General features: G+C 63.3%; 16 protein-coding genes. 2 read left to right on the top strand and 14 right to left on the bottom strand.

Going from position 1 to position 16,812, the window contains the following annotated elements; genetic code table 11:
* The first annotated feature begins 33 nt into the window (after positions 1 to 33).
* Positions 34 to 1,488, top strand: a complete 1,455-nt coding sequence (locus tag ACEW7X_RS13185) for a bifunctional 2-methylcitrate dehydratase/aconitate hydratase (protein WP_068366701.1) — start codon at positions 34 to 36, stop codon at positions 1,486 to 1,488.
* Between the two features lie 189 nt (positions 1,489 to 1,677).
* On the top strand, positions 1,678 to 2,550 hold the full coding sequence (locus ACEW7X_RS13180) for an isocitrate lyase/PEP mutase family protein (protein WP_134838783.1): 873 nt from the start codon (positions 1,678 to 1,680) through the stop codon (positions 2,548 to 2,550).
* Positions 2,551 to 2,652: 102 nt separating this feature from the next.
* On the opposite strand, the gene ACEW7X_RS13175 is transcribed toward ACEW7X_RS13180, so the two are convergent.
* From ACEW7X_RS13175 to ACEW7X_RS13110, 14 genes are all read right to left on the bottom strand, one after another.
* Positions 2,653 to 4,173 (bottom strand): aldehyde dehydrogenase (NADP(+)), encoded by a 1,521-nt coding sequence (locus tag ACEW7X_RS13175; RefSeq protein WP_130486608.1) that lies wholly within the window; start codon positions 4,171 to 4,173, stop codon positions 2,653 to 2,655.
* Between the two features lie 72 nt (positions 4,174 to 4,245).
* Positions 4,246 to 4,971, bottom strand: a complete 726-nt coding sequence (locus ACEW7X_RS13170) for a ribonuclease activity regulator RraA (RefSeq protein ID WP_068366695.1) — start codon at positions 4,969 to 4,971, stop codon at positions 4,246 to 4,248.
* 16 nt (positions 4,972 to 4,987) lie between these two features.
* The gene (gene araD / locus ACEW7X_RS13165) at positions 4,988 to 6,724 is read right to left on the bottom strand and encodes an L-arabinonate dehydratase (protein WP_127775018.1); all 1,737 of its coding nucleotides are present in this window, start codon (positions 6,722 to 6,724) and stop codon (positions 4,988 to 4,990) included.
* The gene (locus tag ACEW7X_RS13160; RefSeq protein WP_257741215.1) at positions 6,721 to 7,719 is read right to left on the bottom strand and encodes an aldose 1-epimerase; all 999 of its coding nucleotides are present in this window, start codon (positions 7,717 to 7,719) and stop codon (positions 6,721 to 6,723) included. The genes araD and ACEW7X_RS13160 overlap by 4 nt, the downstream gene beginning before the upstream one ends.
* A gap of 4 nt (positions 7,720 to 7,723) precedes the next feature.
* Positions 7,724 to 8,506, bottom strand: a complete 783-nt coding sequence (locus ACEW7X_RS13155; RefSeq protein ID WP_068366686.1) for an NAD-dependent epimerase/dehydratase family protein — start codon at positions 8,504 to 8,506, stop codon at positions 7,724 to 7,726.
* A gap of 1 nt (position 8,507) precedes the next feature.
* Positions 8,508 to 9,386, bottom strand: a complete 879-nt coding sequence (locus ACEW7X_RS13150; RefSeq protein ID WP_420177294.1) for an SMP-30/gluconolactonase/LRE family protein — start codon at positions 9,384 to 9,386, stop codon at positions 8,508 to 8,510.
* Positions 9,383 to 10,585 carry a mandelate racemase/muconate lactonizing enzyme family protein gene (locus ACEW7X_RS13145; protein ID WP_068366681.1) on the bottom strand — a complete coding sequence of 401 codons (1,203 nt, stop codon included), beginning with the start codon at positions 10,583 to 10,585 and terminating at the stop codon, positions 9,383 to 9,385. The genes ACEW7X_RS13150 and ACEW7X_RS13145 overlap by 4 nt, the downstream gene beginning before the upstream one ends.
* Position 10,586: 1 nt before the next feature.
* Positions 10,587 to 11,429 (bottom strand): ABC transporter permease, encoded by an 843-nt coding sequence (locus ACEW7X_RS13140; RefSeq protein WP_068366678.1) that lies wholly within the window; start codon positions 11,427 to 11,429, stop codon positions 10,587 to 10,589.
* 4 nt (positions 11,430 to 11,433) lie between these two features.
* Positions 11,434 to 12,357 (bottom strand): ABC transporter permease, encoded by a 924-nt coding sequence (locus ACEW7X_RS13135; RefSeq protein ID WP_193755134.1) that lies wholly within the window; start codon positions 12,355 to 12,357, stop codon positions 11,434 to 11,436.
* The gene (locus tag ACEW7X_RS13130; protein WP_130486611.1) at positions 12,358 to 13,416 is read right to left on the bottom strand and encodes an ABC transporter ATP-binding protein; all 1,059 of its coding nucleotides are present in this window, start codon (positions 13,414 to 13,416) and stop codon (positions 12,358 to 12,360) included.
* Positions 13,417 to 13,614: 198 nt separating this feature from the next.
* Positions 13,615 to 14,796 carry an extracellular solute-binding protein gene (locus ACEW7X_RS13125; protein ID WP_134838779.1) on the bottom strand — a complete coding sequence of 394 codons (1,182 nt, stop codon included), beginning with the start codon at positions 14,794 to 14,796 and terminating at the stop codon, positions 13,615 to 13,617.
* Positions 14,797 to 14,971: 175 nt separating this feature from the next.
* A complete protein-coding gene (locus tag ACEW7X_RS13120; protein WP_420177293.1) occupies positions 14,972 to 15,883 on the bottom strand; it encodes a dihydrodipicolinate synthase family protein in 912 nt (303 codons plus the stop codon).
* A 23-nt stretch (positions 15,884 to 15,906) separates the two neighbouring features.
* Positions 15,907 to 16,578, bottom strand: coding sequence for a GntR family transcriptional regulator (locus tag ACEW7X_RS13115; protein WP_202969500.1), 672 nt, complete (start codon positions 16,576 to 16,578; stop codon positions 15,907 to 15,909).
* A gap of 20 nt (positions 16,579 to 16,598) precedes the next feature.
* Entirely contained in the window at positions 16,599 to 16,766 is a 168-nt protein-coding gene (locus ACEW7X_RS13110; RefSeq protein ID WP_420177292.1) for a hypothetical protein, read from the bottom strand.
* Positions 16,767 to 16,812 lie beyond the last annotated feature (46 nt).

Raw genomic sequence — 16,812 nt, 5'->3', positions numbered from 1 at the left:
TTTACCCATACTTTCTGACAGACGAGAAGCGCCATGTCCGCACACATTTCCAACGTCCGCCCCGAACCCGATCAGGTCCTGGTCGATATTGCCGATTACGTCATCAACTATCGCATCGAGTCGTCGCTGGCCTATGAAACCGCACGCAACTGCCTGATCGACACCTTGGGTTGCGGGCTGGAAGCCCTGGAATATCCGGCTTGCCGCAAGCTGCTCGGGCCGATCGTGCCCGGCACCATCGTGCCGCATGGCGCCAAGGTACCGGGCACGCAGTTCCAACTGGACCCGGTGCAGGCCGCCTTCAATATCGGCGCCATGATCCGCTGGCTGGATTTCAACGACACCTGGCTGGCGGCGGAGTGGGGCCATCCCAGTGACAACCTGGGTGGCATTCTTGCGACGGCCGACTGGATCAGCCGCAACCGCGTGGCTCAGGGCAAGACGCCGCTGAAAATGCGTGACGTGCTGACGGGTATGATCAAGGCCCATGAAATCCAAGGCGTCATCGCTTTGGAAAATTCCTTCAACAAGGTGGGCCTGGATCACGTGGTGCTGGTCAAGGTGGCTTCGACAGCTGTCGTCGCGGAAATGCTGGGCCTGTCGCGTGACGAAATCATCAATGCGGTATCGCTGGCCTGGGTCGATGGCCAGTCGCTGCGCACCTACCGCCATGCGCCCAACGCCGGCAGCCGCAAGAGCTGGGCCGCGGGTGATGCCACCAGCCGTGCGGTGCGCCTGGCGCTCATCGCCAAAACCGGCGAAATGGGCTATCCCAGCGTGTTGACGGCCAAGACCTGGGGCTTCTACGACGTGCTCTTCAAGGGCCAGCCCTTCAAGTTCCAGCGCAGCTATGGTTCGTATGTCATGGAAAACGTGCTGTTCAAGATCAGCTTCCCTGCGGAGTTCCACAGCCAGACGGCAGTCGAGGCAGCAGTCACGCTGCATGGCAAGCTCAAGGCGGCCGGCAAGTCGATCGAGGACATTCGCAAGATCACCATTCGCACGCATGAGGCCTGCATCCGCATCATCGACAAACAGGGCCCGCTCAACAACCCGGCCGACCGCGATCACTGCATCCAGTACATGGTTGCCGTGCCGTTGATCCATGGCAACCTGGTGGCAGCGCACTATGAAGATGCCTTCGCACAATCCGACGAGCGCATCGACGCGCTGCGCGCCAAGATCCACTGCGAGGAAGACCCACAGTTCACCGCGGATTACCATGACCCGGAAAAGCGCAGCATCGCCAACGCGCTGACCGTGGAATTCAATGACGGCAGCCGCCTGGACGAGGTCGTGGTGGAGTACCCCATTGGCCACAAGCGCCGCCGCGAGCAGGGCATCCCCCTGCTGGAAGCCAAGTTCCGCACCAACCTGGCGCGCCAGTTCCCGGCACGCCAGCAGGAAGCCATCCTGGCGGTGAGCCTGGACCAGGCGAAGCTGGAGGACATCCCGGTCAACGAATACGTTGACCTCTACGTCATCTGAGCGGCCTGCGGCAGGGCCGTGACCGCAGGAGAATGCCGGCAGCACCCCGCCAGTCCCCACGGCTGGCGCCGGGTCACCGGCCATGCCGGGCGCGGCGGGGATCGAGATACCCTCGCCGCGCCCGGAACGGCGGCGCAGGACCGGTCTGGATGGCGGGCCTGTGCGGCGAGCAATCGAAGGAGTCTATCAATGAGTCAGGCATCATCCCCCAGGAAGCAGTTGCGCGCGCTGGCCGAGGCTCGCCGCGGCATCATCGTGCCGGGCGCGTTCAACGCCTTGTCGGCCCGCGTTATTGCGGACCTTGGATTCGAGGCCATCTACATCACCGGCGCGGGTGTGACCAACATGAGTTTCGGCTTGCCGGACCAGGGCTTCATGGGCCTGAGCGACATCGCCGAGCACACCGCGCGCATCCGTGACGCGGTCGAGGTGCCGCTGCTGGTGGATGCGGATACGGGCTTTGGCAATGCACTCAATACCTACCACGCGGTACGTACGCTGGAGCGTGCGGGCGCGGACTGCATTCAATTGGAAGACCAGGTCAGCCCCAAGCGCTGTGGCCACTTCTCCGGCAAGGAAGTCATTGCCGCCGATGAAATGGTCGGCAAGATCAAGGCAGCTGTCGATGCCCGCCGCGACCCGGATTTCCTGGTCATGGCGCGTACCGATGCCCGTAGTACGCATAGCTTCGAGGAAACCCTGGAGCGTGCCGGACGCTATGCCGAAGCTGGCGCCGACATCCTGTTTGTCGAGGCGCTGGAGACCCAGGAAGAGGTCCGTCGCCTGCCTGAGCTGGTCGATAAACCGCAGCTCATGAACCTGGTCATCGGCGGAAAAACTCCGATTTTCAATGCCACGGAACTGGGCGGGCTGGGTTTTGCGTTCGTGCTCTATGCCAATGCGGCTCTGCAAGGGGCGGTGGCCGGCATGCAGAAAGTGCTGACGGTGCTGCGCGATGAAAAGGAAGTGCAGGAAGATCCCGCCCTGGTCACTCCGTTCCTGGAACGCCAGCGCCTGGTGAACAAGCCTTTCTGGGACGGCTTGGAGAAAAAATACAGCTGAGGCAGGAGGGCGGCCGCCATTGCTGTTCGCCCTTGAAAGCCGGACCGCCACGAGTTGGCGGTCCGGCTTTTACTTTTCAGGGGCCTGGCCAGGGGCGAGGTTTCAGAACTGTCGCAGGTCATCCGGCATGATGGCGCCAGGCAGGTTCTGGTATGCCACAGGGCGCAGGAAGCGGCGTATCGACAAGGTGCCTACCGATGTTGCACCGAAGTTGGTGCTGGCAGGATAGGGGCCGCCATGCACCATGCTGTCGACGACTTCCACGCCGGTAGGAAAGCCATTGACCAGAATGCGGCCGGCCTTGCGCTCCAGGATGGGCAGTAGTGCGTGCGCCAATGCCGTGTCGTCGTCATCCATCTGCAGCGTGGCGGTCAGCTGGCCTTCCAGCTGGCGGGCGAGCCGTGTCATGTCCTGGTCGTTGCTTGCACGTACCACCAGGCCCAGGGGGCCGAAAACTTCATGCGCCAGGGTGGGGGCAGCCAGGAAATCCTGCGCGCAGACCTCATAGAGGTTCGGGCTGGCGCTGCGCCCGCTGCTGCCGCTGACGTAGACCTCGCGCACGGCGGGATGTTGCTCGAAACGCTGCTTGCCGTGGCAGTAGGCATCGGCAATGCCGCTGGTCAGCATGGTCTGGGGGCCGATATTCGCCAGGGCGCTGGCCGTGGCATTCACAAAGGCATCTCCCTGCGGGCCAGTGCTGACGATGGCAATGCCGGGGTTGGTGCAAAACTGGCCGGCTCCCAGGGTCAAGGATGCCGCCCAGCCCTGCGCCAGTTCTGCGCCCCTGGCGTGCAGAGCGGCGGGCAGGATGAACATGGGGTTGACGGAGCCCAGTTCGCCGAAAAACGGAATGGGTTCGGGGCGCTGGGCGCAGAGATCAAAGAGCGCCCGGCCGCCTGCCTGTGAGCCGGTGAATCCGACGGCAAGAATCAGCGGGTGCTGGACCAGGGCGGCGCCAGTCGCCGGCCCGCCGTCCTGGATCAGCGAAAAAATCCCGGGTGGCATGTTGGTGCGCTGAATGGCGGCGAGGATGGCCTGCGCGACAATTTCACCGGTACCGGGATGGGCGGGATGGCCCTTGACCACGACCGGGCAACCTGCTGCCAGAGCTGCCGCCGTGTCGCCCCCGGCCACGGAAAAGGCGAGGGGAAAATTAGAGGCTCCGAACACGGCAACAGGCCCGACCGGGCGTTGCATCATGCGAATTTCGGGGCGTGCTTGCGGTTGGCGTTCCGGTTGGGCTTCATCGAGGCGCCGGTCCAGGTATTCGCCTTTCAGTATGTGCCGGGCGAACAGTCGCAACTGGCCGGTGGTGCGGCCGCGTTCGCCATTGAGGCGGGCTTCAGGCAGCCCGGTTTCCTGGCTGCCAATGGCCGTGATATCGGCGCCGCGAGCCTCGATTTCATCTGCGATGGCTTCGAGCAGGGCAGCCCGGTCCTGGCGGCTGCTGGCTGCATAGGCCGGGAAGGCGGCTTCGGCGGCCTGGCAGGCACGGTCCACCAGTTCAGGCGAGCCTGTGGAAAAACGGTACGACGGGCCGTGGGCCGGGCTACTCTGGAAGGCGTCAGTGGTGGCGACCCATTCTCCGGCGATCAGATGCTTGCCGTGCGGGGTGAAAGTCATGGTCATCCTTGCATTTTGGTACTGGCCGCGCGGCCAGGCGCGGTAGGGAAAAGTCAGGTATTGCCGGCCGGTTCAGCGCCCGGTCCTGACGCGCCACTCCTCGTATTTCTTCTGGTTCTCTTCCTGGGTGCAGGGGTAGAGGCCGATGATGGGCGTGCCTGCCTGGACTTCCGACAGCACGAAATCTTCGAAGCGCTCCATATCGGCGCATTCATTCGCAATTTCATCGGCCAGATGCGCGGGGATCACCATCACGCCATCACCATCGCCAACCAGTACATCACCGGGGAAAACCGCCGCGTCGCCGCAGGCGATGGGCACATTGATATCCAGCGCTTCATGCAGCGTCAGGTTGGTGGGCGCCGATGCCCTGGCGCAATAGGCCGGCATGTCCAGTGCGCCGATGGAAGTGACATCGCGCAGGCCTCCGTCCGTCACGATACCGGCAGCGCCGCGCAATGCCAGCCGGGTGATCAGGATGGAACCCGCCGTGGCGGCACGGGCATCCTTGCGGCCGTCCATGACCAGGACCCAGCCGGGCGGGCAGGTTTCCACTGCGACGCGCTGGGGGTGGTCTGCGTTGCGGAAAACACTGAGCGGATTGCGGTCTTCGCGGGCCGGAATGTAGCGCAGCGTGAATGCCTGCCCCACCATGTTCTCGGGCTTGGGGGTGACGGGCACAACTCCCTGGATGAATTGGGTCCGAAGGCCGCGCTTGTAGAGCGCCGTGGCCACAGAGGCGGTGGACACTTTTTTCAGCTTGGCGCGTGTAGCTTCTGAAAGCACATAGTCAGACATCTGATACTCCAGTGGGTCAGTAGATGACCGGCTCATCGACAGGCCGGCCATGATCGGTTTTCAGGAAGTCGAAATCGCAGCCCTTGTCAGCCTGTTCGACATGCTTGGAAAAAATATGTCCGTAGCCGCGTTCGTACTTGGGTTCGGGGGCTTGCCAGGCGGCACGGCGCTCGGCCAGTTCCGCCTCGGGGACCAGCATGTCAAGGCGGCGCGCGGGAATATCCAGCTCCACGATGTCTCCGTTGCGCAGCAGCGCCAGCGGACCGCCGATGAAGGATTCCGGCGCGACGTGCAGCACGCAGGCGCCAAAGCTGGTGCCGGACATGCGCGCGTCGGAAATCCGCACCATGTCGCGCATGCCCAGTTTCATCAGCGCCTTGGGCATCGGGATCATGCCCCATTCAGGCATGCCGGGCCCGCCCAGCGGGCCGGCATTGCGCAGCACCAGTACGGTGTCGGGCGTCATCGGATAATCCGGGTCGTCGATGATCTTCTTCAGTTCGGGGTAGCTGTCGGCAACCAGCGCCGGACCGCGGTGGCGGTGGAATTTCGGGTCGCAGGCCGCAGGCTTGATGACCGCGCCATCCGGACAGAGATTGCCTTTCAAAACTGCCAGTGAACCTTCGTGGTAGACCGGATTCGACAGTGGCCGGATCACGTCTTCATTCCAGATGGGCGTATCTGCCAGGCCCTCCACCAGCGGCCGGCCCGTGACGTCGATCGCGCTGGCATCCAGTTTGTCGCCAAGCTGGCGCATGAGCGCGCGCAAGCCGCCAGCGTAGAAAAAATCCTCCATCAGATACTGCGTACCTGAGGGCCGGATGTTGGCAATGACGGGCGTGGTGCGTCCGATGCGGTCCAGGTCGTCAAGCTCCAGTGGAATGCCTGCGCGCCTGGCCATGGCAATCAGGTGAATGATGGCGTTGGTGGAGCAGCCGGTCGCCATTGCCACCGTCACGGCATTCCGGACGGCGGCCGGGGTGATGATCTTGTTGGGTGTCAGGTCTTCCCACACCATATCCACGATGCGACGCCCGCACTCGGTGGACATGCGTTGGTGATTGGCGTCGGCGGCGGGAATGGATGACGCCCCCGGCAGGCACAGGCCCATGGCTTCGGCGATGGCCGTCATGGTGGACGCGGTTCCCATGGTCATGCAATGCCCGTAGGAACGGGCGATGCCGGCTTCCATGCCCTGCCATTCCTTTTGCGTGACATTGCCGGCGCGGCGCTCATCCCAGAGCTTGAACATGTCGGTGCCGGAACCCAGGTACTTTCCGGCGTAGTTACCCCGCAGCATGGGGCCGGCCGGCAGGTAAATGAAGGGCAGTCCGGCGCTGACGGCACCCATGACCAGTGCCGGCGTGGTTTTGTCACAGCCGCCCATGAGCACGGCGCCGTCGATCGGATGGGAGCGCAGCAGTTCTTCCGTTTCCAGCGCCAGCAGATTGCGGTAGAGCATGGTCGTGGGTTTGACGTAGCTTTCCGACAAAGAGAGGGCGGGCAGTTCCAGCGGGAAGCCGCCGGCCTGGAGCACGCCGCGCTTGACCCGTTCCACCCGTTCCTTGAAGTGCATGTGGCAGGGCTGCGCGTCAGACCAGGTATTGATGATGGCGATGCAAGGCTTGCCCTCCCAGTCGGCCGGGTCGTAGCCCATTTGCAGGGTGCGGGAGCGGTGCCCGGATGAGCGCTGGTCATCGGGTGCAAACCAGCGTGCGGAGCGCAGGTCACTGTATTTTTTCTTTTCAGTCATATCTGTTGCCTTTGGTGTTGATTTTCAAGTGCAGCTTTCAGTTGTCCGGAGTGTCCGGATGAGGATGAGCAGGGCGTGGCCGCTGCCAGGCCGGTCGCTTCATCCAGGGCCAAGGCCGATAGCGTCAGCCCGCCTGCCAGTCTCTCCCCGGGGGCCAGTGTGCTCATGGCCGCCAGCGACCCCAGGCCGGGGCGGTTGATGGCGTCGGGCAGGTGGCTGACGGGTTCGGCGCAGAACACGTCGCGGTCACGCGGGAGGTAGACATGGAGATGTCGCAGTGCGCCAGTGCCAATCAGCGATAGCGTCGTTTGCTGTTCTGGCCAGTTGATGCGGGCCAGGGACGGCTGCCATTGCAGAAAGCACAAGTCCGTGCCCTGCCACGCAGACAGCAGCGTCGGCGTGCCTCGCCCCAGTTCCGGATGGGGCTGCCAGGAACCTGCCGGCAGGCCGTCGGCATCCCGGGGGAAGTGGCCGTTCGCCGAGAATGCCAGCGTCGTGCCGGCAGACCTGGGAAACCAGGGGTGCAGGCCCATGCCGAACGGCAGGGCGTGCTTGCCCCGGTTGGTCAGGCACAGCTGGATCTCGATGCCCGTCGAGGACAGCTGGATGCGCTGTTCGATGCGATAGCACCAGGGCATTCCGGTCTGGCCGGCCGGGGTGCCGGACTCATCGGCCAGCACCGCGAGGCTGGCGTCGGCTTGCAGGACTTGCCAGGAGCGATCCCGGGAAAAACCGTGAATGGCGACGTTCTCTTCCGGCCGGTTGATGGGCAGTTGATGCGTGACATGCTCGAACTCGAAGCGGCCTGCGGCGATGCGATTGGCAAACGGGGCCATGATGAAACAGCCCGCCTTCAAGCCCTGGCCTGGCTGATCCAGCGGCGCCAGAAGCGAAACACGACGGCCGTCGGGATGTTGCCAGTCAGCCGTCAGCATCGTTGCGCCATATTCAGGTGCAACGGTCAGGCGGTATCCATGCGCGTCGAGAACCAGCATTGCGCTACTCCGTTTTCGAATAGTCGATGGCGGTGAAGCTGCCGCCCTGGAAGCGCTGTGCGATGGCATCTCCGACTTCAGGCAATTCGCCATGCCGGGAGGCGTCGTCTTCCGGGGTGTAGCCGATGCGTGCGGCATCGTCCTGGTGCCACCATCTGGCACGGTTGGCCGAGGCGCCCCAGACGATGGCGCAGCCGGTCTCCGGCGCTTCGATGGCAGCGCACACCAGCCGCAGCAGGTCGCCGTGCGACAGCCAGGTGGCCAGGTGCCTGGCCTCGGTCGGCGCGGGCAGGCAGGAGCCGATGCGCAGGTGCACGCTTTCGATGCCATGCTTATCGAACATCATGCGGCCCAGCAACTCTCCCCATGCCTTCGACAAACCGTAGTAGCCGTCGGGACGATAGCTGTCATGGCTATCGAGCGGCGTGTCGCGCCCATGGAAGCCGATGGCGTGATTCGAACTGGCGAAGATCACGCGCTGGCGTGCCTGCCGTGCGGCTTCGAAAATATGCGTGCTGCCCAGCACATTGGATTCAATAATGCCGGGATACGGTTTTTCCACGCTGATGCCGCCGAAATGCAGGATGCAGTCCGTGCCCTGCACCAGGCTGGCGACAGCGCTGGCATCTGCCAGATCGGCTGCCCGGAATTCGCACCCGGCAGGCAGGGGGTCCGGAAACGGCACGATATCGGACAGCCGCAGCCGGTAGCCCAGCGCGGAAAGTTCGCGGGCCAGCAGGCGCCCAAGGTTGCCGGAAGCCCCGGTCAGCAACAAGTGCTTTTTCATCTCAGATTCCTTTCATACGGGCCACCGGTGCGCCCGCCACACCGGATCTGGCCAGGAAAATGCCGCCGGATTGTGGCGCTGCTGCCAGTTGCGCTGCGCTGACGTGCCGGTGGCTGGTCACTGCCAACTGCGTGAGCCCGGGGCCGCAGAAGCAGGGCATGGTCGGGGCCGGGACAGGGAAGGGATAGCAGTCCAGCAAGGCGCCTGCCGGCGAAAACAGGTTCAGGACGCCCGCCGAGACGCCTGCGCTCAGGTAATTACCGTTGGCGTCGCAGGCACCGCCGTCCGGCCTGCCGCTGGCTTCGTCGAGTTCGCGGATACGCCGGTGGTTGGACAGGCCGCCGTTGCTGCAATCGAAGTCATAGCGGTCTATCCAGGGGCCGCGCGAATCGGAATGGAACATGGTGCGGCCGTCTGCGGTCCAGGCCAGGCCATTGGAAATCTCGATGCCGGTCGCCTTGATTTCCGCCGTGCCGTCTGCGGTGATCCGGTAAAGCCGGCTGACCTTTTCCCGTTGTGGCCGTCCATCCATGCTGCCGACCCAGAACGCGCCGTCGGGGCCGACTTTGCCGTCGTTCAGGCGAGAGGTCGCGGGTTCGTCGAACCCGTTCCACAGCACCTCGCGGGCGCCGGTGTCGGGGTTGAAGCGCAGCACCGACCGGGCGAGGGCGACCACCAGCGCGCCGCTGGTGCCCAGGCCCAGTGCCGTGACCGCCTGGCCGAATTGCCAGCGGCCATGCGTGTTGCCTTGCAGGTCAAGCGCCAGGACGAGGCCGGTGTCGATGTCGCAGGCAAACAGCAGCTGGCGCCGATCATCCCACAGCGGGCTTTCCAGCAGCCCGCCGCGCAGATCCGCCAGACAGAGAAAGGGGCCAGTCATGATTCGGCTTCCGTACGGCGGCGGATCACATCAGGGTGCGTTAGCACGAATTCCGAAAGCTCCAGGCCCAGGCCGGCTCCTTCGAAGGGATGGATATGACCTGCCTCGATATGCGGCATGACGGTGACCAGGTCGCGGTACCAGGACGTGTAATAGGCCCGGACCGATTCCTGGAAGACTGCATTGGGGGCGTTCAGCGCAAGGTGGATGGATGCTGCGAAGACAACGGGACCGGTGCAGTCGTGCGGCGCCACGGGCCGCTGGAAGGCTTCGGCCATGGTCGCGATTTTCTTGGCTTCCGACAGGCCGCCGCACCAGGAGATATCCAGCATCACGTAGTCCGTGGCATCCACGCGCAGCACATCCAGGAATTGCGCACGCGTGGCCATGGTTTCGCTGGCGCAGACGGGAATTCCGGCTTGCCGGGAATAGGTGGCCAGCGCCTGCGGGTTGGACATCTTCAGCGGGTCTTCGGCCCAGAAGGGCCTGAAGTCGCGCAGCGCGCTGGCAATCGACAGCGCCGAAGTCAGGTCCCACATCGAGTGCAGCTCGACCATGATCTCCATTCGGTCGCCGACGGCATCGCGTATCTGCCGGAAAGGCTTGAGCGCCTGGTCGATTTCCGTGGCGTGGATGAAGTTGCCGCCATTGGCCACCGCGTAGGGGTCGAAAGGCCAGATCTTCATGGCGCTGATGCCTTGTTCCAGCAGGCTTTCGGCGAGGGCGCCCGCATCGCGGTGGAACGCGATCTGGTCTTCGTAAGGGCCTTCCGCGCCCTGGTCCCCATCGCCGATGTAGCGGCGTGCGCCGGCCTTGTTGTACGTATAGCCGGCGCAGGTGTTGTAGGTACGGATTCGTGGCCGGGATAAGCCGCCAAGCAACTGGTGCACGGGTTGTCCGGTGACTTTGCCGAAGATGTCCCACAAGGCGATATCGACTGCGGATGCTGCGCGGATTTCCACGCCGGAGGAACGGAAGCCGACATAAGGTTCCAGCAGCAGCTTGGAAATGCTGTCGATTTCCAGAGGATCGCGTCCCAGCAGCTGTGGCGCTACCTCGCTGTGCAGGTAGGCCGCCACGGCCGTGGCGCCACGGAAGGTTTCACCCAGCCCGATGATGCCTTCATCAGTATGGATGCGCACCCACAGGATATTGTTGAGGTGCGGCAGTTGGATGGTTTCCAGGGCAGTAATCTTCATCTCAGTGTTCCGAGGGCTGGCGGCTGCGCGCCACAATCTGGGTAGGGTTGACGAAACGCAGGGCAAGCAGCAGCCAGACCAGGGAAGTGACCATGTAGATCACGGCCATGGCGTCAATGGACTGCACCGAGCGCACCCCGGCAGCAAATACCGAGTAGTAGAGGGAGACGACCAGTGTTTGCGAGGTCGGGCCTGCGGTCAGGAAGGTCAGTTCGAACATGGCGACGGTACGGACCAGCACCAGCAGCATGGCGGCCAGGATGCCGGGCAGCAGCATGGGCAGCAGTACGTGCCAGAACAGCTTGAACGTGCCTGCGCCGAAGACCCGTGCAGCGGATTCGATCTTCGTGTCGATCTGCTCGATGAAGGGAATCATGACCAGGATGACGAAAGGCACTGTCGGGACGAGATTGGCCAGTACGACCCCCCAGAATGTGCCGCCCACGCCGACTTTGTACAGAACGGTGGCCAGCGGGATACCGAAGGTGATGGGCGGTACCAGCAGCGGCAGCAGGAAGATCAGCATGACGGCCTTCTTGCCCGGGAACTCGCGGCGCGCCATCGCATAGGCCGCGGTGACGCCGATCAGGCCGGATAGCAGCACGACCAGGAAGACGACCTGGAACGTCACCAGCAGGACTTGCCCAAGCTGGAATTCGGCCCAGGAAGCGGCGTACCACTGGGTGGTGAAGCCTTCCGGAAACCAGGTGCCCAGCCAGCGCGTGCCAAAACTGGACACCAGCACTGCGCCGATGACGGCAATCACGTTGAGGACGAAGAAACCGGTGATCACCCAGACTGCAGTGATCCAGAGGCGGGAGAGGAATGTAGTGTCGCGGATCATTTTTTTATCCTTTGCCGCCAGCAGCGGAGCCGCGGTAGAACATGGAGCGCACGCCCAGCAGTGCGCCGACGACAATCAGCTGCACTGCGGCCATGATCATGGCGATCGCCGACGCCATGGAATCGTCATACTGTTCGAAGGCGGCCTGGGCGGCTGCGATCGAAATGACGCGTGTCGGCCCAGACGGCGCGCCCAGCAGGACAGCCGAAGGGAATACCGCGAAGGCCTGCACGAAGGTCAGGCACGAAGCCACTACCAGACCGGGAACCAGCAAGGGCAGCATGACGTGGCGGAAACGTTGCCAACTGCCGGCGCCCTGGGTGGCAGCCGCCCGTTCCAGGGCAGGGTCTATGCCTGTGACGTAGGAAAGTGTCAGCAGGAAGGTGAACGGGAAGACCGTGATCACCAGTGATACGAAGACCCCCCAGTAGTTGTTGGTCAGTTTCAGCGGGTTATCCACCAGTCCGATGGCCATCAGCGTGCGGCTGAACCAGCCCTGGGGGCCCAGGTAGTTGAGCAGGCCTTCCGCGATCAGAACCGTTCCCAGCGTCACCGGCAGCACCAGGATGGTGGTCAGCAGGCGTTGCCGCGACATCAGCCGCACGCGCATGGCGATGGGGACGGCAAACAGCACCGAGAAGAGGGTGACCGGCACGGCCAGCCAAAGCGTGGCACTGATGGTTTTGTACAGGTAGGGGTCGGAAAAGAACTTGCTGTAGTTCGCCAGTGCACCGCCTCCGTCCAGTGGGTCGAACGACAGGAAAAGACCGTACAGGAAGGGATAGATGAATACGCCGACGACGAAGATCAGGGCGGGCAGGATCAGCAGCGTCGTGCCGTCCACGCCGCGATTGGCAAGCCGCTGACGCCAGCCGGGCTGGTCGTCGTCACGTCGCGTGACCGGCAGAGTTTCGGTGATGGACATCATTCAGCCCTCCGGTGCGAATACCAGTGCGCGCGACTGGTCGATATGCAGGGAAATGCGGCTGCCCAGTTCGACATTCTTCGGTGCGTGGAAAATCAGCTGCAAGCCGGTGTCGGTGCGGGCGGTACCGACGTATTCGCGGCCGCGGTACTCAATGGTTTCCACCGTGGCGGAGATCGTGTTGGAACTGGCGCCGCAGGCGGTGACATCGTCGCCGCGTGCGGCCAGGATGGCTTCGTCGCCGATGTCCAGTGCTGCCATGGCGCGGCCGGTCAGGCGGTCGCCGGCGACGGCAATCGTGACTTGATCGCCGGCCTTTTCCACCACCTTGCCGGGGATGGCATTGCGAAAGCCCATGAATGCGGCGACGTCCAGGTATTGCGGGCTTTCATACAGTTCGCTAGGAGCGCCCATTTGCCGGATTTCGCCTTCGCGCATGACGACGATGCGGTCGGCCAGCGACAGGGCCTCATCCTGGTCGTGGGTGACGTAGATGGTCGTGGCGCCCAGCTGGTTGTGGATGCGGCGGATCTCCGAGCGCATTTCCAGCCTGAGCTTGGCGTCGAGGTTGGACAGCGGCTCATCCATCAGCACCAGCGGCGGTTCGATGACAATGGCGCGAGCGATTGCCACGCGTTGCTGTTGGCCGCCGGACAGTTGTCCCGGCAACTTTTCCGCCTGGCCTTCCAGCCGGACCAGCGAGAGAGCCTGGCGGGCGCGTTTTTCGATTTCCGCCTTGGGCATGCCGCGCATCTTCAGGCCGAAACCGACGTTGTGCAGTACGCTCATGTGGGGAAAGAGCGCATAGTTCTGAAACACCATGCCGAAGCCACGTTCTTCGGGCTTGAGCCGGTCGATGCGGCGGTCATCCATGTAGATGCCGCCGCCAGTCGTGCCGAGCAGGCCGGCGATGCAATTGAGCGCCGTGGATTTGCCGCAGCCCGACGGGCCCAGCAAAGCAATGAATTCACCCTTGCGGATGGAGAGGTCGATGGCCTTCAGGGCGTTGAATGCTCCGAAGGCGCGGCTCATGCGGTTGAGCCGGAGTTCGCTGAAAGACATAGCGGATACCCAGAATGTTGACATGGGGCAAACACCCGGCGCGCGCAGGCGGGCGCCGGGGCAAGGCGATGAATCTAAGGACGGCGAAATGCGGGCGGGAGGCAGCGCCTGGCATGCCTTGCGGCAGCGAGGCCGGCAACGGGTGGCGCGTTGGGCGCTACCCGCCGGGGCGCAGGCGGCCTACCTCCGCTGGACGGCTCAGACCGAGGCGACCAGTTCGTCCCACATCCGGAATGCCGCGACCAGCGCTTCCGGTTCCAGCGGCAGGTCGATCGGATTGTTGGCAATCCAGTCTGCGTATTCCGGGCGTCCGTATTCCGCCATGATTTCCTGGCTGGACTTGGGCGCCATTTCGATGGTGACGTTCTTGACGGCGGGGCCGGGATAGAAGTAGCCCGCGTCGTACGAATAGGCCTGCTGGTCAGGTTGCAGCGCGAACTTGATGAATTCCAGCAGCACGGCGATGCGTTCTTCCGGCACGCCGCGGGGAATGGAGAAGTAATGGGCGTCGCAGACCCAATGGAAACCGTCCAGCTTGCCTACCGCCATGGATTTCGGCACCACGCCCAGGGCCCGCGGGTTGATATCCCAGCCCGTGGTGGTGACCGTCATGTCGCGCGTGCCTTCGCCCAGTTCTTTCATCAGGGCGCCGGTACCTGCGGGGTAGTACTCGACATAGCGATTGAGTTCCTTCAGGTAGGCCCAGGTGTTGCTCCAGCCATTGACCGGGTCCTTGGGATCGCTGTCGCCCAGCAGGTAGGGCAAGCCCATCAGGAAGGTGCGTCCCGGACCGGAATTCGCGGGACGGGCATAGATGAACTTGTTCGGGTTGGCCTTGGCCCAGGCCAGCAGCTGCTCGGCATTTTTGGGCGGGTTGGGAACCTTGGCCGGGTTGTACTCAAGCAGGGGGCCGGAAGGGTAATAGGACACCACCACGCCTCGGCCCTTGCCCATTTCCTGCATCCGCCAGGCGGGGTCCAGGTAGATGTTTTTCAGGTCGGGCAGGCCGCTATTGGGGATGGCGGAAAAGTCCGTCCAGATGTCGTCCCCCAGGCCGGCGGACAGGGCATCGGGGCCGATGATGACCAGGTCAATGTCGATGCGGCGGGCCCGTTGCTGCGCCTTGATCTTGCCGGGCAATTCGGGGGCCGGGGCCTTGTTGAAGGTGAAGCGCGAAACCAGCTCGGGGCGCGCCTTGGCGAAGTTGTCGAAGATCGGTTGCGTCAATGCAAGATTGCCTGCCGCGTCGATCACGTTCAGGGCCACGGGTTTGCTGGGCAGCGCCAGCTGTGCCCAGGCGTTGCCCTTGGGCAGAACCAGCCCCAGCCCTGCAGCACTGGCGCCTGCGATAAAGCTGCGCCGGGAAAAGCGTGCATCCATGTCATCCTCCTTTGTCATTGAACGGCTCGTCTTGTGTGTTGTGTCACGGCCGTTTTCTATAAAAACCAGGTCCAGCCGGCTTCATGTCTCCTCCAGAAGCCACTGTTTCAGGCAAGCAACTCGGCAGGGATGCGCGGGTGGTGGTGCGCTCCATTCCGGGTCGTTGCCGGATGCGCTACATGATTCCGTCGGTCTCCCAGTGTTTGATGATGTGTTCCAGACGGGCGCGGTCCTGGGGTTCCAGGCGCTCCAGGCCAGGCAAGCGCGTAGGGCCGACAGGCAAACCGCGGATTTGCAGCGCTTCCTTCACGACCGTGACGTTGGCTCCATTGCGATACTTGGTACGCATGGTTTCGAATTCTGCGATGCTGTCCACCACGGCGCGGGCGCGGGCATAGTCCCCGGCCTCAAGCGCACGCCAGACTGCCAGGGAGCGCTCGGGGGCGATATTCACCAGCCCGGAAGTGAATCCCTTGCCGCCCAGTGCGTGGAAGGGCAGGGCCCAGCTTTCGGCCAGGCCGCAGATCCAGGTGGCATCCGTACCCTTGGTGGCGCGGCAGCATTCAAAGAACAGCATGGTATTGGTGGCGGCGAACTTGACCCCGGCGACGCGGGGGTGGGTGGCCAGGCGCACCATGTCGTCCAGAGGAATCTGGTCGGAACGGATATACGCAACGACGGGCAGCTCGGTGGCTTCGGCGATGGCGATGAAATAGTCCACCTGAGCATGTGGCGCCGCGAAAGGGTCCAGCGGATGATGGATCATCAAACCGTCGGCGCCGTTGGCAGTGGCGGCTTGCGCCAGGTGGATCGCATCACGCACCGAGCGGCCCGCAGAGGCGGTGACGGCGGCACGGCCGGCGTTGGCTTCGATGGCAATTGCCTGCAGGCGGATGATCTCGTCGAGCGTCAGACTGTAGAACTCGCCGGTATTGCCGCCACTGACGATGTTGTGCACACCGGCTGCCGCAATGCTGGAAATGATGCGCCCGGTGAGCGCTGGATCTATTTCCCCTTGCGCGTCGTAAGCGGTTGCGTGAACCCCCGAGATGCCATGCAGCACCTGGCGGTATGCCTTGAAATCCATTGTCTCCTCCTTTTGTTATTGGCTTAGAAAACCAGTTCGATATGTGTCTGACCGGCTTTCAGGATGTGCTCGCGCATCAGCCGTTCGGCAAGGTCTTCATTTCTTGAAGTGATGGCGGCCATGATGTCCCGGTGCTCGCAGAACGATTGCTCACGCACCTCGGGGCTGCTCAGGACGGTGATGCGTGCCGCATGGTCGTACATGCGCTGGGCGTTCTGCAGCCGGCACAGATACGTACAGCCGGAGGCGCTGTGGATGCCGTCGTGGAAGCTTTCATTGAGTTCCACCAGGGCGTCAATGTCGCCCGCGTCCACGGCCTGCTGCATTTGCACGATGGCGTTGCTCAGGAAACTGAAATCTGCGTCGCTGCCGTGTTTGGCGGCCTGGCGGGCAATGATGCTTTCCAGCGCGGCCCGGGCCAGCGTCATTTCTTCGGCCTGGCGGGCAGAGAAGGTGACATAGGTGCCACGCCTGGCTTCGGTGTGGACCAGGCCTTCGCCTTCCAACTGCCGCAGCGCTTCCTTGAGCGGGCTGGTGCTGATGCCGAACTGTGCGGCCAGCTGTCGCTCGTTGAGCTTTTCCCCGGTGCGGAGCTTGCCGGCGATGATGGCCGAGCGCAGTTGATCGTGCACGTGGTCGCGCAGGCTGCGCAGCTTGATCGGCTGGATGGGCGAGGAGAAAACGGCATTGGACATTGTTGCAGCCCCGGTGGGGATCAAAAAAGGAAACGGGTGACAGCGAAATACGGTCTTGGCATCAACAGGAAAATGACTGGGACTGGGCCGGAACCCGGTTTTTGCTGCGCCTTTTCCTGTTGTTTTGTGTTGAAGCCATTGTTCCATTCTGATATATCACAGTCAATATCTGATATATCAGATTTCATGGGGAGTTTCCCGTAGGGAGAAATGCTAGTCCTGGGCAGGCAGCCT

Origin of the sequence: Kerstersia gyiorum (assembly GCF_048595715.1) — a bacterium.
In the GTDB taxonomy this organism is placed as follows: domain Bacteria; phylum Pseudomonadota; class Gammaproteobacteria; order Burkholderiales; family Burkholderiaceae_B; genus Kerstersia; species Kerstersia gyiorum.
Note: the sequence above shows the minus strand (reverse complement) of the source record. Positions and strands in the feature narration are given on the sequence as shown.

Bases quoted from the DNA above. Each gene is read 5' to 3' on its own strand.
- ACEW7X_RS13185 (WP_068366701.1), top strand. From the start codon at position 34: ATGTCCGCACACATTTCCAACGTCCGCCCCGAACCCGATCAGGTCCTG.
- ACEW7X_RS13180 (WP_134838783.1), top strand. From the start codon at position 1,678: ATGAGTCAGGCATCATCCCCCAGGAAGCAGTTGCGCGCGCTGGCCGAG.
- ACEW7X_RS13175 (WP_130486608.1), bottom strand. From the start codon at position 4,173: ATGACTTTCACCCCGCACGGCAAGCATCTGATCGCCGGAGAATGGGTC.
- ACEW7X_RS13170 (WP_068366695.1), bottom strand. From the start codon at position 4,971: ATGTCTGACTATGTGCTTTCAGAAGCTACACGCGCCAAGCTGAAAAAA.
- araD (WP_127775018.1), bottom strand. From the start codon at position 6,724: ATGACTGAAAAGAAAAAATACAGTGACCTGCGCTCCGCACGCTGGTTT.
- ACEW7X_RS13160 (WP_257741215.1), bottom strand. From the start codon at position 7,719: ATGCTGGTTCTCGACGCGCATGGATACCGCCTGACCGTTGCACCTGAA.
- ACEW7X_RS13155 (WP_068366686.1), bottom strand. From the start codon at position 8,506: ATGAAAAAGCACTTGTTGCTGACCGGGGCTTCCGGCAACCTTGGGCGC.
- ACEW7X_RS13150 (WP_420177294.1), bottom strand. From the start codon at position 9,386: ATGACTGGCCCCTTTCTCTGTCTGGCGGATCTGCGCGGCGGGCTGCTG.
- ACEW7X_RS13145 (WP_068366681.1), bottom strand. From the start codon at position 10,585: ATGAAGATTACTGCCCTGGAAACCATCCAACTGCCGCACCTCAACAAT.
- ACEW7X_RS13140 (WP_068366678.1), bottom strand. From the start codon at position 11,429: ATGATCCGCGACACTACATTCCTCTCCCGCCTCTGGATCACTGCAGTC.
- ACEW7X_RS13135 (WP_193755134.1), bottom strand. From the start codon at position 12,357: ATGATGTCCATCACCGAAACTCTGCCGGTCACGCGACGTGACGACGAC.
- ACEW7X_RS13130 (WP_130486611.1), bottom strand. From the start codon at position 13,416: ATGTCTTTCAGCGAACTCCGGCTCAACCGCATGAGCCGCGCCTTCGGA.
- ACEW7X_RS13125 (WP_134838779.1), bottom strand. From the start codon at position 14,796: ATGGATGCACGCTTTTCCCGGCGCAGCTTTATCGCAGGCGCCAGTGCT.
- ACEW7X_RS13120 (WP_420177293.1), bottom strand. From the start codon at position 15,883: ATGGATTTCAAGGCATACCGCCAGGTGCTGCATGGCATCTCGGGGGTT.
- ACEW7X_RS13115 (WP_202969500.1), bottom strand. From the start codon at position 16,578: ATGTCCAATGCCGTTTTCTCCTCGCCCATCCAGCCGATCAAGCTGCGC.
- ACEW7X_RS13110 (WP_420177292.1), bottom strand. From the start codon at position 16,766: ATGAAATCTGATATATCAGATATTGACTGTGATATATCAGAATGGAAC.